Origin of the sequence: Nodosilinea sp. FACHB-141, from assembly GCF_014696135.1 — a bacterium.
In the GTDB taxonomy this organism is placed as follows: domain Bacteria; phylum Cyanobacteriota; class Cyanobacteriia; order Phormidesmidales; family Phormidesmidaceae; genus Nodosilinea.
In genome coordinates this window covers 40,209-55,319 of the sequence record NZ_JACJPP010000019.1, presented here as the reverse complement: position 1 = coordinate 55,319, position 15,111 = coordinate 40,209, and the positions used below count along the sequence as shown (strand labels likewise).

Genomic DNA, 15,111 nt, shown 5'->3' with positions numbered 1-15,111 from the left:
GACCTATGCATCGACTTGAGCACAGCAAAACTACCCTTCGGGGCATTTTGGCCGTCTGCATAATTGTGGCAGGGGTTTTGCATTTCGCCCAGCCAGAACCGTTTATTCGGATTGTGCCGGACTTTTTGCCTGCCCCGGCTGCCCTGGTCTACATCAGCGGAGTGATCGAAATTATGCTGGGGATTGGTCTGTTGGTGCCCGCTCTGCGCCAAGCTTCAGCATGGGGGCTGGTTGCATTGTTCATTGCGGTGTTTCCGGCCAACCTCAACATGGCCATCAATCACATTGAAATCCAGGGCATCCCCAACACCTGGTGGTTTCAGGCGATTCGACTACCGTTTCAGTTTGTGCTGATTGCCTGGGCCTATTGGTATACCCGTCCAGAGCTACCGCAAACTTCTCAATAATTATTTTGGTTGTTGATTGGCATTGCGTGCAGCGTTAGGACCGATGACGCTGAATTTTTTCACATGCAGGCGTTACCTCCGTTGGAGACCCTCTGAGGAAGAGAATTGCGGCTTTAACCCCCACCCTCCAATAGCTTTATTTTCATCCTTGAGAACGAGCTAGTAGGAGAAAAATCCTTCCTGGGGGCGATTGAGGTGATCCTACAGCCCTGATAGTCTTAAGCAATCAAATTAGGTAATAAGCTATTATTACAAGTCCAGAGTTAACTTATACCGTTTGGACTGTGATGGTGGGTGAAACAAGGTGTTTTAACGCCGGTTGGCGGCGATCGCGCCCCAGTCAAAACTTTCACCGCCTAAATCTGCCCTAGACGCAGCGCTAAACATTTGCGTGGCCCGCAGCGACGGCATCTTTAATATACGAATTCATGTTTGGGGTCTCTATGCAAACTCGTCGAAGGCAACCTTCTAATGACTGGACTAAAGGGTCAAAGGGCATAGCCAGTTTTTTTGTGCTCTTTTTAGCCGTTGGCTTTTTGCTGTACCAGCTTTCTTCTAGCGTGCTGTTTGCCATGAGTTACTCCTCTGGCGCTGGAGCCCGAAGTCTTGCTGCAGCACTATTTCCGTTAACAGTCTTAATTTATCTAGGGTTCATTGCGCGAATTCAAATCCCTACTCGGGAGAGTCGCGCTCCCATTATTAACAGCTTTATCGTCTTTCTGTTGTGGACGATGCTGGTGCTCGGTGTTGATATTACTAATGAAACCGCTTATTTCCCAATCGAAGAACTGCTCTACTCCCTGACTTTGGCCGCCATGCTCTGGCGCTACAAATATCGAGGCCAATTTAAAGCATTGGTGGCCTGTTGCTATGGCGTTTTAGCTGGGACGATGGCAGCGGTAATTGTGTTTGGCATCAACCCTGCCGCTATGTAGGGTTTTAGAGGGCGTCTGATACGCGTTTTCTGTAGCTTTAGTCTCCTGCTGCTCCCCTCTGCTTCCCTTAAGCGAAGAGCTTCCTAATACCCTTAAAAGGTGTACTAGGGAGCTCTTCGCTTTTACTGCCAAAAGTAGGGCTTTTCAACCGTCCTCTTAAAACTGACGGCGCGAAAAAATTATGATTGATACTGACAGCAGTAGCGCTGTGTAAAGTAAGCCGTAGAGGGCATGGCCAAAAAGCTCTGGAGGGGTGGGCAATAGTTCTATGCCGTAGGCGGCGGCGTTGCGCAGGTTGAGGCGTTCTAGGTCAGGCAGCACCAGGTATAGGACGTTGGTGAGCCGCTGCACCGCTGGGGTCTCGCTGAGTTTGCCAAAGGCTACCAAGTCCTGGCTCAGGTGGCCCATCAAATACACTGCGAAGGTGAGCATTGTGGCCAGTAGGGAACTGGTGAATACTCCAAATACGATGGCTACGGCCACCAGCAGCGCCGCTTCCAGAGTTGTAAAGAGCAGCGCTAGTACTAAGCTTCCCAGCGAAAAGGGCACGCCGCTAGCGGCTAGCACCAGCACAAAAATTGCTCCGAGGGCAGCAATCAGCACCGCCAGCACCGCTGTAAGGCCCAAATGCTTGCCTATGATAAACTCGGCTCGACTGACTGGCTTGGCAATCAGCACCAGCACCGTGCGCTTCTCGATTTCTTTGTTGATGAGCCCAGTGCCCACAAACACAGCCACTACCACGCTCAGCAGATGAATGCTTGCTAGACCCAGGTCCATCAAAATTTTGTTTTCTGCCCCGGCAGAAATGTCGGGCAGCAGCACCCGCGCGATTACCAGCAGCAGGGCGAACAGGGCCACCAGATACAGAATGCGATCGCGAATTACCTCTAAAAACACGGTGCGGGCAATGACCCCTACCCGCGATAGCACCATTGGCTTAACCACTTCTGTACCTCTCAAAATTAGCCTTGCTGTTGTGTGCCCCTAGGATGCCCTGCCTGCCGCGGCGTTTGCAGGTCGCAGGTGAGGGTAGACCACTGGGTTGTGGTGTACCCGGGCGCGGCATTTTCGGTATCTACTAGGCCACCTCGGTTGACTGGCATCAGTAGGCAGGTTTTTTCTAGGTAGTAGCCGTTTTGGTTGGCGGCTGGCCCTGACCAAATTGCCCACAGCTTCAGGGTGTAGCCATCGGCGTTAGACAGGGGCTGAAAATCGAGCCGCCACAGCGAATTTTCTAAGGATGCGCCGCGACCCATCTGGGATTGTACCCGCCGCTGCAGAGCCTGACGTTGGCCTTCAAGGTTGAGTAGCCACCGCTCTACCGAAGGCCAGGGCTTGTTATCGATCTGCTCCCGCAGCACTTCTTCGGCAATGGTGAGGTGGGTGACCCCGGCGGGCAAGGCCACCTCCTGGCCCGGAAAGCGGTAGACAAAGGCGCTGTTGTCTACGCTGTCGGCCACTAGGCTGGGGTAGTCGCGCACCCAGGATTGAATGCGGAAGTAGAACTGAAACCAGCTGCTAAACAGCAGGCTGAGGCAAAACAGCAGCGCCAACTGCTGGCGTACCATCGGCGGCGGCGTTTTTAGGTCAAAATCCCAGCTCAATAGACTGGGCACAGCAATTACCGCAAAGGACACTAGGGGCCAGGATACCAGGGCGGGCTGTAACCACCGCCCGCCCCACGACCCAAACAAAAAGATGCATATAATTGCCCCCGATACCCAGGGGGCAACGGGAATACCGAAAAACCGGACTTTATTGGCTTCTAGCGCCCAACCCACCCCTAGGGCTAGGCAGATCCAGCTGATGGTGGCCAGCAGCCCTACAGTAAAGGGTGTGGCTGCCAAGAGGCGCGCCAGCAGCGACATGAGCCACGAAAACAAGCTCATGTAGATGACGGTTTGCCAGGAAAAGTAACGCGGCGGCAGCACCGCTTGCCACAGTTCAACCAGGGTTTGACGCAAAAAACCGAAAAAACCTACCATCCCAGTACTCCGCTCTGGTTGATCAGCAGTAGCAGCACCAAGATCGCGGTAAAGCTAGCGGCGTTGGCCTGGAGCATGGCCAACGCCCGAGGCGAGGTGCCGCCCTGTCGTCCTTCAATCTGGGCTCGCCGGGCCCGCTCGTAGCGCTGGCGGCGATCGCCTTCGATCGCCTCTGGAGTGTTTTCTGCGGGCTTTTGGCCGAGCAGTTGCAGCAGCCAGAGCAGCCCTTGGAGCTTAATCCAGTAGGTGACAAAGAAGGCGGCGATCGCCACCACCACCACCACCACCGGCAGCGCGTCGTGCCAGCTGTTGGTGTAAAACCGATTGAACAGCACGTAGCTAATCACCTGGCTGCGCAGCGCTAGGGGCAGCACCGCCTCAAGGGCCAAAAACGCAATCCAGCCCAAACTGGTGGCCAGCAGGTTAAGGGTGGCGGCATACTGCATACTGGTGCGGTAGCCCAGGCGCAGCTGCTGACGCAGCACCATGGCTTCTAGCACAATGGCCACCATGAGCAGCATGCTCTGCACGGCGATCGCCCGCAGCGGCAAAATGCCAAGTTCTGATAGCAAATCGTTGATGGGCATGGGCGCTGAGGGTGGGTCGCAAATCTCGACCCCTGATGGGGGGTTCCCGGTGCACTCTCAAGGGTATAACCTCGGCCCGGCTTTCGCTAAGATCTTAGATCGGGCCGCTCAAGAATACGCACACCTAGTACGCAATCCGCAACATCCATGGTTAGAACCGGCATCGGCATCCGCACTGCCCAGCAGGGCAACGAGCGGATCACAGGGCAGATTCACGTCTACGACGGTGAGGGCAAGGGCAAGTCCCAGGTGGCCCTGGGGGTGGTGCTGCGCTCCATTGGCCTGGGCATTCAAAATTTTTTGGAGAGCCGGGTGCTGCTGCTGCGGTTTCTGAAGGGGCCGGGCCGCACCTACGACGAAGATGCCGCGATTGAGGCGCTCCAGCGAGGCTTTCCCCACCTAATCGACCAGGTGCGCACCGGGCGGGCCGAGTTTTTTGGGCCAGAGGAGATCACCAAATTTGACAAGCAGGAGGCCCAACGGGGCTGGGATGTGGCTAAGGGAGCGATCGCCTCGGGCCTCTACTCCGTCGTGGTGCTCGACGAAATCAACCCGGTGCTCGACTTGAGTCTGCTCGATGTCAATGAGGTGGCCAAAACCCTGCTGAATAAGCCTGACCACCTGGAAATTATCGCCACTGGACGCGGTGCCCCCCAGCCCCTTCTCGACGTAGCCAACTTGCACTCAGAAATGAAGCCACAACCTCGGCCCGAGGGCATTGAGGGCATTGAGGGCATTGAGATCTACACGGGTTCGGGCAAGGGCAAGTCGACCAGCGCCCTGGGCAAAGCTCTCCAGGCTATCGGTCGAGGCATCAGCCAAGATCTCTCCCACCGGGTGCTGATTATTCAATGGCTGAAGGGGGGCAATGGCTATACCGAAGACGCGGCGATCGCAGCTCTGCGCAAAATTTATCCCAACCTGGTTGACCACCAGCGCTGCGGCCGCGATGCGATCGTCTGGCGCGGACAGCAGCAAGAGATTGATTATGTGGAGGCTGAAAGGGGTTGGGAAATTGCTCGGACGGCGATCGCCTCAGGTCTCTACAAAACCATCATCCTCGACGAGCTTAACCCCACAGTCGATTTAGAATTGCTGCCCGAGGAGCCAATTCTCCAGGCGCTGCTGCGTAAGCCTCGTGGCACTGAGGTTATTATCACCGGGCGCTGTAAAAATCGCCCCGCTTATTTTGAGTTGGCCAGTACCCACTCGGAGGTGTTCAACCACAAACACTATGCTGAAAAAGGCATTGATTTGAAGCGCGGCGTCGACTTTTAAAGAAGGTTATTTTCGTTAAGGCTCAAGGAAGGAATAAAGCAGAAATTCGCAGTTTAAAGCACAAAACACTGATCGAAGCCGTGACTTTAATCAGTATTTTGTCACTCTAGAATCTCGTTAAGGTCATCTCGTAAGCTGGGGTAACGCAACTATAGAATCTATTAGTCCGCTCTAGGACAGCTAGCCGTTTTTACTCAACCCAGTTGCGGCTGCGATGGGCAGCTAAACGCTCCTCGTAGGAGCGAAGTAAGCCATGGTTGTCTTCGTTGCTCAATCCATAGAAGCCAGTTTCTTGGTCGTAAATATTGGCACTGTGGTCAGGTCTGCCAGGATGGTTTTCTGTCAGCGTGCCCACAGGAGCGCCGATCGGACCCATACGTCGTAGGTCTCCTGCTACGGAGTCATTGCGGGTAGCCGTCGCGCTAGCCGTGTTGCCGATGGGAGGCATGCGTCGCAAATCGCCAGCACGAGAGTCGTTTTGAGCCTCAGTGGAGTAGGTGGTGTTGCCCAGAAATTGACGACTAGAACGCCCTTGAGCGATCGGTTGATAAATTCCTCTGATGCGCTCTTCGTAATGCTCGTCTACCACCATATCGTCGTCATATTTTGGCAGGTGCTCGACCTGGCCCTTGGTCAGGCCATCGACGTAGATACGGGTATTGTCATAGTCAAACCGGGCTAAGCCAACGGGCAGCAGGACGGTTTTCCCAAAAATCCACGGCCCAGTATCAATTACTAAGTAGCGAAAATGACCAGAATCATCTACTAACAAATCTTTTGCAGAACCTACTTTGTCTTCGCCTTGGGCATAGACAGCGTAAGAACTAATTTTATCCATTTGTCCGTCAGCAAGAGTCTCACGGTAATTAGGATAATAGCTTTTAAGCCGATGTAAAGGCACTTTAACGCCTCCTTTAATTCGTCCTGTTCAAAAGCTAACGAGAATAATCTTCTTCCCCATCGCTCAATAGAGGGACGGGTATAACCCCAGTAGGCATACATTAAGGGAACGGGTGGACATAGGCATGATGCAGGCTGAACCGACAATTGTGATGGATGTGGTGCTGGTGGGCGGGGGCCACACCCACGCCTTGGTGCTGCGGCAGTGGGGCATGGCTCCTATGCCGGGGGTGCGGCTGACGTTGCTGACCGACCTAGTTGATACGCCCTACTCGGGCATGTTGCCCAGCTATGTGGCCGGGCGCTACAGCTTCGACGAGGCTCACATTGACCTGCGGCCGCTGACTCGTTTTGCCCAGTGCCGCCTAGTGGTCGATCGCGCCGTGGGGCTCGATTTAGCCCAGCAGCGAGTGCTGTGTGCCAACCATCCGCCCCTGGCCTACGATGTGCTGTCTATTGATACGGGCAGCACCCCCGCGACGCTATCGGTACCGGGGGCAGCGGAATATGCTATTGCCGCCAAGCCAGTGCCCGCTCTGCTGCGCCAGTGGCAACAGCTAGTTGAAAATGTCGCAGCAAATCCTCAAAAACCAGTCTCCCTGGCGGTGGTAGGTGGGGGCATTGGGGGTGTAGAGCTAGCTATCGGCATACACGAACGGCTAGTGAACCTACTAGACACCTTGGGCCAACCGGCGGCTAACCTGGCGCTGCACCTATTCCATCGGGGCGAAGAACTGGCCCCCGAGCGCAATCGATGGACGCGCCGCCGATTGGAGCGGGTGTTGCGCGATCGCGGCATTCACCTCCACCTCAGCGAAGCAGTCAAGGAAATTTGCCTGGATGAAGGCAGCGGTCAGCGGGTGGTGAGGGGCTCGTCGGGGCTGGCAGTAAAGTGCGATCGCGTTTTCTGGGTCACCAGTGCCAGTGCCCCCGCTTGGCTGCAAGAGTCTGGCCTATCCCTCACTGACGAGGGCTTTATTCAGATAGGTGATACCCTGCAAACCCTCTCCCATTCCAACGTCTTTGCCGCTGGGGATGTAGCCACCATGGCGCGCCACCCCCGCCCCAAAGCCGGGGTGTTTGCAGTGCGCCAAGGACCGCCGCTAGCCCATAACCTGCGCTGCTTTGTGCAGGGTCAGCCGCTCAAACCCTTTCGCCCCCAGCACCAGTTTCTCAGCCTAATCGAAACCGGCAACGGCAAAGCTATTGCCGATCGCGGCCCGGTTGCGATCGAGTCTCCCTTGGCCCACCGTTGGAAAGACCACATCGATCGCAAGTTCATGGCCCGCTTCCGCGACCTACCGGTTGGGGGAATGGCTCAAGCTGCGGTTAAAACTCCTGCCGTTCCCCCCTCGCTCCCCTGCGCGGGCTGTGGCTCTAAGGTAGGCAGCACTGCCCTAGCCGAAGCCCTTCGCCGGGTGCGCCAAGACTTTCCTGAAGTCGATAGCGAGGCCGTCTTGATTGGCCTAAATGCCCCCGATGATGCGGCTGTAGTCACCGTGCCGCCGGGGCAGGTCATGGTGCAGACCGTCGATTACTTCACCGCGCTAATAGACGACCCATTTACTTTTGCCCAAATCTGCCTCAAGCATTGCTTGGGAGATCTCTACGCCATGGGTGCCCAGCCCCACACGGTACTGGCCCTGGTGCAGGTGCCCTACGCTACCCCAGCCAAGCAGGCTGAAATGCTCTACCAAATCTTAGCCGGCACCTTTAAAGGCCTGCTGGCTGCCAATGCTCCGCTGGTGGGCGGCCACACCGTTGTTGGTCCTCAACTGGCCCTAGGCTTCGCCTGCAACGGTGTGGCCAGCCCCAATGCCCTGCTGCGCAAAGGTGGCATGCAGCCCGGTGACGCTCTGATTCTCACTCAGCCCTTAGGGACCGGGACGTTGTTTGCCGCCGACATGCAGGGCAAAGCTAAGGGGAGGTGGATTGAGGATGCGATCGCCCACATGCTCACCCCCAACCAGGCTGCTGCCCATATCTTTCGCACCCATGGGGCCACCGCTTGCACCGATGTCACTGGGTTTGGCCTCGCCGGGCACCTGCTCGAAATGGTGCGAGCCTCGGGTGTTGCCGCTGCTCTAACCCTTGATGCTCTGCCGGTGCTGCCTGGTGCGATCGAAACGCTAAAAGTGGGCCTCTTCAGCAGCCTCCACCCCCAAAACCTCCAAGCTGCGGATTTTGTCGATCACACCTGGAGCGACCACCCGATCTATCCCCTGCTGTTCGATCCCCAAACTGCCGGGGGGCTCTTAGCAGCCGTGCCAAATGCTGCGGCCAACAGCTGCCTGGCCGACCTACATCGCCAGGGCTATAAAACCGCTGCGGTGGTAGGCCGCGTGACACCCGCCGCTGATACTGCCCATGCCCTAGTGCTGGACCTTGAAGAAGGGTGATTTTAGGGTAAAGTGGCACTGCCTAAGTGGTCTTAGACAATGCCGCTTCCAAAGATTTAGTCTGGAAATCTCGGGTTGAGCTAGACTGCTGCCGCTTTATAGGCTGCCCAGCCGCCGTGGGCCGAGATATCGGGCCAGCCGTGCTCGTCGATCAGTGCTTTGGGGTAGAGAAACGCGATCGCCGTTCCCCCGTCTGCCAGCTGCACCTCGTGGGGATACATGTGCGGCGGCTCATTGTCTTTCAAATAGGCGTACTGCTCTGGGGTCATGGCGTACAGCTCACCGGGAATCGAAATTCCCCCCGTCTCAACCTGGTAAATGCCTGGGTGCCAGCCATCCTTCACCGCATGCAGCCGATAGATAGGAGTCGTTGCCGCCGCTCCGAGAAAATCTGCATCCTGGAGGTTTTGGTTGTCAGGCTGGCCGCGCAGAGCCGAGCCACAAATAAAGACCGTAATGTTTTCGGTGTTGTCAGTCATGGCGAGCATTCCAGTGCCGGAGAGAGCGTGAAAAGGTTTTCAAATTATCACCTTAGAGGATCACGCCACCCCAACACAGTTTTTTGTATACAGTCCACCACCGTTGACTAGACCAATCGGCCGTTGGGCTCTAGCAGCGCCAGCGTAAACGTCGGTGGCTCAATCACCAGTAGGGTTTCATCGCCGCGACGGGCTAGTTTAGCGGCAATGTCGAGCACCTTCGCCGCATCGGTATCTTGCTTAAAGAAGCTGTAGTAGCGATCGTTATGGGTAAGCGCCATCAGCGGTTTAGTCACGTCGGGCACCTGCAACCGACAGGTCTGATAGGTGGTTTCGTCCGTCACTACTAGGCAGGCCTGGGGTCCAAATACTGGGCGAATCGTGTAGTCCGGCTTTCTAGCTGGGGCGGCGTAGACAGCCTGAGGCTCGTGGGCCCACACAGCGTAGCCCTGCCGAGTTTGTGTAATTGCCGCCGTATAGTCTCGCTTCCCTAGGCGGGCCACCACATTTAAAGCCTTGCGAGCCTCAGGCACAATCTTGAGAAAACTGTAGAACTGGTTGTCGACATAGATCGCTGACAGCCGATGGTCGATATCGGGCACCCGAACATGGCAGGGGGTGTACAGGTCGCGGTCAAACAGCAGCTTACAGGCCATGGCCGGGGCGGGGGCCAGAGAAACCTGATCGAGGCGAGGGGAAACGCTCATAGGGCAGTAGAAGTTGCAGTGGGTGGGGCCGTTACTGGAGATTGCCCCCAGTAACACAGTAGGTTTACTCAATAGCATGGGGGATGGTCAGTATTTTCCCAATGTTGAAATAACGGAGGTTTGGCTGATTAAAAAGAGCATCGACCGGGGAAAATACGGACGCTTTCTGCGATTTGCAACAAAATGCAACACAAGATGGCGACGGCGGCAGTAGCGCGATCGCGCGTCGGGGCAGAATACTCCACCGTTGGTAAGCCATGCCGGGCTAGGGTTTGGCAATTCCTGATATGGTGAAGGACTGAACCATTGCCCCTTTTGAGTACGTTGACCACGCCATGATGGCCACAGTAGATTCCCCAATTCCGGTTGTATTTCCCCTGGCGGCGGTTGTCGAGCAGGGGGCGATCAAAATGGCCCTGCTGCTGGCGGCGGTGGACCCTAACCTGGGCGGGGTCGTGATTGCCGGGCGGCGCGGCACCGCCAAATCTGTCATGGCGCGAGCGTTGCACCAGTTGTTGCCCCCCATTGAAGTAGTCGAGGGTTCCTGCTGCAACGCTGACCCCGCTGCCCCTCAGCTGTGGGATGACCAAACCCGCGATCGCTTCAGCGACTCCAGTCACCATCTTGATCTGCCCACCCGCGTGGTGCCCGCCCCCTTTGTGCAAATTCCCCTGGGGGTAACCGAAGACCGGCTGCTGGGCTCAGTGGATGTGGCCCGCTCCATCCAGGCGGGGGAAAGCGTGTTTCAGCCGGGGCTGCTGGCCGCCTCTAATCGGGGTGTGCTGTACGTCGATGACATCAACCTGCTTGATGACCAGGTGGCGAACCTGCTGCTGGCTGCCCTCACCGCCCGCCGCAACCAGATCGAGCGCGAGGGCCTGAGCTTTCAGCACCCTTGTGAGCCTTTGCTGATCGCCACCTACAACCCAGAGGCCGGGCCGCTGCGACAGCACCTGCTCGATCGCATTGCGATCGCCCTGTCAGCCGATAGCGCCATGGCCCTTGAAGACCGAGTGGCCGCGGTAGAACAGTCCACCCAGTTCGCCAACGATCCTCAGGCGGTGATTGCCGCCTACGCCGACGAGATCGATGCCCTCAGAACCCAGATTATTCTGGCCCGCGAATGGCTCAAAGAGGTCACCATCAGCCGGGAGCAGATCCAGTACCTGGTGACCGAAGCCCTGCGGGGTGGCATTCAGGGTCACCGGGCCGAGCTGTTTGCGGTGCGAGTAGCCAAGGCCCACGCCGCCCTAGAGGGGCGCGCCGAGGTCAATGCCGACGACCTGCGGGTGGCGGTGGAGCTGGTGATTGTGCCCCGCTCCCTGCTGCCCCAAGACATGCCCGAAGAGCCGCCGCCACCGCCGCCACCGCCGCCCTCCAATCAGGATCAAGACGAGCCCCAGGACAACACGGAAGATCAAGACAAGGAAGACGAAGAGGACGATACCCCCGACGAGGATGACAGCCCCCCCAGCATTCCGGAGGAGTTTGTCTTCGACCCCGAGGGCGTGATCATTGACCCGTCGATGCTGCTGTTTGCCCAAACCATGGGCCGTCAGGGGAAATCGGGCAATGCCAACCTAATTTTTTCTGAAGAACGGGGCCGCTATATCAAGCCCTTCTTGCCCCAGGGGCCGGTGCGCCGCATTGCGGTAGATGCCACCCTGCGGGCTGCTGCCCCCTACCAAAAGGCTCGTCGCGAGCGTGAGCCCGGTCGCCGAGTCATTGTTGAGCAGGGGGACATTCGCGCCAAGCGATTGGCCCGCAAGGCCGGTTCGCTGATTATTTTTGTGGTCGATGCCTCGGGCTCCATGGCCCTGAACCGCATGCAGAGTGCCAAGGGGGCGGTGCTAGAGCTACTGACCGAAGCCTACCAAAACCGCGACCAGGTGGCGCTGATCCCCTTTCGGGGCGAGCAGGCAGAGGTGCTGCTGCCGCCTACCCGCTCGATCGCCATGGCTCGGCGGCGGCTAGAGCGCATGCCCTGCGGCGGCGGCTCGCCGTTAGCCCATGGCCTCACTCAAGCGGTGCGGGTGGGCATCAACGCCCAGCAATCAGGGGATGTGGGCAGCGTGGTGATTGTGGCGATTACCGATGGTCGGGGCAACGTGCCGCTGTCGCGCTCCCTGGGCGACATTCCTGAGCCCGATGCCCCTAAGTCCGACATCAAGCAGGAGCTGCTGGAGATCGCCGGGCGCATTCGTGGAGTGGGCTATCAACTGCTAATTATCGACACTGAGCGCAAGTTTGTCTCGACTGGGTTTGGTAAAGAGTTGGCTAAGACTGCCGGGGGCCGCTACTACCAACTGCCTAAAGCCACCGATCAAGCCATTGCTTCTATGGCCCGAGGGGCGATCGCAGATATGAAGACTGGGTGAACCGTTCGACTTCCGGCCTCTATTTGGCGCATCTTAAGGTCTAGACGGGCAATATGTAAGGTATGAATCTCTAGAGGTAGGTCCTCGCTCTAGAGTCAGCCTATCCCTAATGTGCACCATCGCGAGTCGCCATGGAACGTCGAGTGTCATCGCTATCCCAGGGGCAACGCCTGCTGGCCGCTATCATGATTACTGATGCGGTAGGCTTTAGCACCCGCATGTCAACCGATGAAGAATGCACTCTGCGGTTGATCGATCGCGACCTGACGCTGATCGGCGATATCTGCCGAGAGTTTGGCGGCACTGTGCTCAAATCGACCGGTGACGGTCTGCTAATCTACTTTCTCAGCGCTGTAGAGGCGGTCTCCTGTGGGTTAGAGATGCAGCGGCGGCTAGTCGATCTAGCCGAGGGCTTGGAGCCCAACCAGTATCTCGATCACCGCATTGGCGTGCACCTCGGCGATATCCTGGTCAGCGAGCAGGATGTGATGGGCAATGGGGTCAACATCACCGCCCGACTGCAAACCTTTGCCAAACCCCGCGGCCTGTGCGTGTCGCGCACTATCTACGATGTGGTCAAGGCGCGGCTCAATCTTCACGCTACCTTTTTAGGCCCTCTGCAACTCAAGAATATTGAGGAGGCAGTACCTGCCTACCAGCTGGCGCTCCACGCTGAAGACACTGAGTCTGGCCCCCAAGGATCTGAGGACCACACCTGCACCCTACCTATGACCACGGAGGCTCTGCTAGACAATGCCCTGCGCCACCTGGGCACCCACGCCCATAACCTGCGCATTAAGAAACTGGTGTTTGCTACCTATCAGCAGGCCTGGGAAAATGACCCTGCGGTGCTAGATCAATTTGACCTCCGATCGCTGCTGCTGTCGCTGCGCGATCGCTACCCGACCTTGGCTGAATTTGAAGATCAGCTAAAGCGGGTAGTGGCCGGGCTCAACCGCCAAGATCTTTACAGTGAAATTGCCGGAACCATCGTCAAACAGCTCCAGCCCTGGTACGGGCGATCGCTGTTTCAAAACCCTGAGGCTACTTCCGAAGTTTTCACCCAGCTCACTCCGCGTTCTCTAGAGGAGCGCTGCCAGGCCATCGCCGACCAGTTTGACCGCAGCCCCGAGGCCCTACGACTGCGCAAGCTGCTGCACTGTCTTTGTCACGGTGGCTGGGAAAATGACCCCAGCCGTCTCAGCGAAACCTATTTGCCGGGGCTAATTCAACAGACGCTTACCCTGGCCCCTAGGCCCCAAGACCTGCGCTATCGGTTGAGCCGCGTTGTTAAGTATCTCAACCGACGCCAGCAGTACACCCGCTTGGCCAATCAGATCATGGTGGGGTTCCAGCCCCTCTACCAAACCCAGCCTGAGGCCCTAGCCGAGGCCACCGCCTTGGTAGAACAAACGGTTTTGGCCGAGGCCACCGTCCTGGCCGAGCCCTCTGGACCCTCCAGTCCGATCGCCGAAGCCTATACCACCCTGTCCAGCGGCGGCTATGACCAGCCAGCAGATTTGACCACTCTCCATGGCACCCTCTCTAACCCCATAGGTGGCGGGTCTGAGCCAGGAGGCCCGAGGCGCGATCGCTCGTCTCTATTCGACCTGCGGGGCGAGATTGTTCAGTATGCCAATCCGCTGCGGGCCAAAATTTTGCTGTACTCCTGTCTCCACGGCCCCTTCGGCTACACAACCCAAGACTGGTCTAGCCTCAGCCGACGCACTCTCGACGACTTATTGCAGCAAACCTTCGAATACTGTCCCACCTACTCTGACTTAGACAGTAAGCTATCCATTATTGCCCACTGTCTCGGCCGGGTCGGCGACGGGGGGCAGGTGGCCAGCGCCATTGCTCAGGCAATGCGCGCCTACTATCCCCAAGACCCCAATGGTCTGCTAGAGTCGGCAGAGGCAGTGGCCCAAAGCCCAACCCCCCATCTTGAAGTTGTCTCTGAGACGTCTAACGCTGGCGATCGTTCCGCTGTGGCTGCCCCTGTATCCGCCCGATTTTCTGCCTAAGCCCCTTGGTCTTCGATATGAATGCCCGCGAACTGCTCGACGCCTATGCCCGCGGCGATATGGACTTTAAGGGTAAGACCCTGGTGGGCATCGACCTCGCTGGGGCTGATTTGATTGGGGCCGATATGATGCAGGCAGATCTCGAGAATGCCAACCTCATGCTGGCGTTTTTAACGCGGGTGCGCTTTCGCCAGGCTAATTTGTCGCGGGCGCGCCTGGGGGGAGCTAACCTCAACCAGGCCGATCTGTCGGCTGCCATGCTGCGCGATGCTGATCTGCACGGGGCTAGCCTACAGGGGGCCGATCTGCGCAGCGCCAATATGACCCTGGCCGATCTGCTCGATGCCAATCTCACCGGAGCTGACCTGCGCAACGCTGATCTCAGCGGCGCTAACCTCACCGGTGCTTGCCTACGTGGAGCTAATCTACGCCAAGAAAACCGCAAGTACGCCACCAATCTGCGGGGAGCTAAGCTACACCTGGCTGATTTACGGGGCACCAATCTCTCGGGGGCCGATTTGGCCTACGTTGACCTCAGCGGCGCTAATCTCAGCGAGGCGGTGCTACGCGATGCCAACCTCAAGGGAGCCAATTTGCAGGGGGCGCTGCTGTGCAATGCCAACCTCAGCGATGTCGACCTTAGCCAAAGCTGTTTAGAGTCTGCCGATCTTACCCAGAGCCGTTTCCCCCGTAGCAACCTCAGCCAGGCTAACCTTAACCGCGTCAGCGCCAAAGGGGTCGACTTCACTGAAGCCACTATGGCTCTAGCCCAGATGGATGACTGCAATCTGGCCGACGCTCGCTTTAGTCGCTCTGACCTATCTCGTGTGAGTCTACGCCGCTCTATTCTCACTAAAGCTCTGCTAGTTGAAGCATATTTAGGTCGAGCCGATCTTAGCGATGCTGACTTAAGCGAGGCTATTTTAGAGCGGGCTGAAATTAGCAGCACCACCCTAGTCAACGTCATGCTGGCCGGAACTACTATGCCTGATGGCAGTATTCATGAGTGATGGGAGCGGCTCTGTTCCT

Annotated in this window: 13 protein-coding genes; 7 read left to right on the top strand and 6 right to left on the bottom strand. The window is 57.4% G+C overall.

From position 1 onward, the window contains the following. Positions 1–5 precede the first annotated feature (5 nt). Both H6F59_RS19945 and H6F59_RS19940 read left to right on the top strand, forming a co-directional pair. Positions 6–407, top strand: coding sequence for a MauE/DoxX family redox-associated membrane protein (locus tag H6F59_RS19945; protein WP_190704466.1), 402 nt, complete (start codon positions 6–8; stop codon positions 405–407). Between the two features lie 443 nt (positions 408–850). Beyond that, entirely contained in the window at positions 851–1,342 is a 492-nt protein-coding gene (locus tag H6F59_RS19940; RefSeq protein WP_190521343.1) for a hypothetical protein, read from the top strand. 156 nt (positions 1,343–1,498) lie between these two features. Here H6F59_RS19940 and H6F59_RS19935 read toward each other — a convergent pair whose 3' ends face one another. Genes H6F59_RS19935 through fraC form a run of 3 tightly spaced genes read right to left on the bottom strand, consistent with a single transcriptional unit; the run spans position 1,499 to position 3,917 of the window. Beyond that, positions 1,499–2,278 carry an ABC transporter permease subunit gene (locus tag H6F59_RS19935; protein ID WP_190704516.1) on the bottom strand — a complete coding sequence of 260 codons (780 nt, stop codon included), beginning with the start codon at positions 2,276–2,278 and terminating at the stop codon, positions 1,499–1,501. Positions 2,279–2,307: 29 nt separating this feature from the next. Next, positions 2,308–3,330 (bottom strand): DUF5357 family protein, encoded by a 1,023-nt coding sequence (locus H6F59_RS19930; protein WP_190704464.1) that lies wholly within the window; start codon positions 3,328–3,330, stop codon positions 2,308–2,310. Then, complete coding sequence (gene fraC / locus H6F59_RS19925; protein ID WP_190704461.1) at positions 3,324–3,917, bottom strand: filament integrity protein FraC; 594 nt, start codon at positions 3,915–3,917, stop codon at positions 3,324–3,326. The genes H6F59_RS19930 and fraC overlap by 7 nt, the downstream gene beginning before the upstream one ends. 147 nt (positions 3,918–4,064) lie before the next feature. On the opposite strand from fraC, the gene H6F59_RS19920 reads away from it, so the two are divergent. Then, the gene (locus tag H6F59_RS19920) at positions 4,065–5,195 is read left to right on the top strand and encodes a cob(I)yrinic acid a,c-diamide adenosyltransferase (RefSeq protein WP_190704458.1); all 1,131 of its coding nucleotides are present in this window, start codon (positions 4,065–4,067) and stop codon (positions 5,193–5,195) included. A 190-nt stretch (positions 5,196–5,385) separates the two neighbouring features. On the opposite strand, the gene H6F59_RS19915 is transcribed toward H6F59_RS19920, so the two are convergent. Beyond that, on the bottom strand, positions 5,386–6,033 hold the full coding sequence (locus H6F59_RS19915) for a PRC-barrel domain-containing protein (RefSeq protein WP_190704455.1): 648 nt from the start codon (positions 6,031–6,033) through the stop codon (positions 5,386–5,388). A gap of 187 nt (positions 6,034–6,220) precedes the next feature. On the opposite strand from H6F59_RS19915, the gene selD reads away from it, so the two are divergent. Next, the gene (gene selD, locus H6F59_RS19910) at positions 6,221–8,494 is read left to right on the top strand and encodes a selenide, water dikinase SelD (RefSeq protein ID WP_190704451.1); all 2,274 of its coding nucleotides are present in this window, start codon (positions 6,221–6,223) and stop codon (positions 8,492–8,494) included. 80 nt (positions 8,495–8,574) lie between these two features. On the opposite strand, the gene H6F59_RS19905 is transcribed toward selD, so the two are convergent. After that, positions 8,575–8,973, bottom strand: a complete 399-nt coding sequence (locus H6F59_RS19905; RefSeq protein ID WP_190704448.1) for a gamma-glutamylcyclotransferase — start codon at positions 8,971–8,973, stop codon at positions 8,575–8,577. Between the two features lie 107 nt (positions 8,974–9,080). After that, positions 9,081–9,680 carry a hypothetical protein gene (locus H6F59_RS19900; RefSeq protein WP_190704430.1) on the bottom strand — a complete coding sequence of 200 codons (600 nt, stop codon included), beginning with the start codon at positions 9,678–9,680 and terminating at the stop codon, positions 9,081–9,083. 335 nt (positions 9,681–10,015) lie between these two features. Here H6F59_RS19900 and bchD point away from each other — a divergent pair, with 335 nt between their 5' ends. The 3 genes from bchD to H6F59_RS19885 all read left to right on the top strand — a co-directional run bounded on the left by bchD (position 10,016) and on the right by H6F59_RS19885 (position 15,092). Beyond that, positions 10,016–12,058 carry a magnesium chelatase ATPase subunit D gene (gene bchD, locus H6F59_RS19895; protein WP_190704427.1) on the top strand — a complete coding sequence of 681 codons (2,043 nt, stop codon included), beginning with the start codon at positions 10,016–10,018 and terminating at the stop codon, positions 12,056–12,058. A 131-nt stretch (positions 12,059–12,189) separates the two neighbouring features. Continuing rightward, a complete protein-coding gene (locus H6F59_RS19890) occupies positions 12,190–14,082 on the top strand; it encodes an adenylate/guanylate cyclase domain-containing protein (RefSeq protein WP_190704424.1) in 1,893 nt (630 codons plus the stop codon). 17 nt (positions 14,083–14,099) lie between these two features. Then, on the top strand, positions 14,100–15,092 hold the full coding sequence (locus H6F59_RS19885) for a pentapeptide repeat-containing protein (RefSeq protein WP_190704419.1): 993 nt from the start codon (positions 14,100–14,102) through the stop codon (positions 15,090–15,092). The last annotated feature ends 19 nt before the right edge of the window (positions 15,093–15,111 follow it).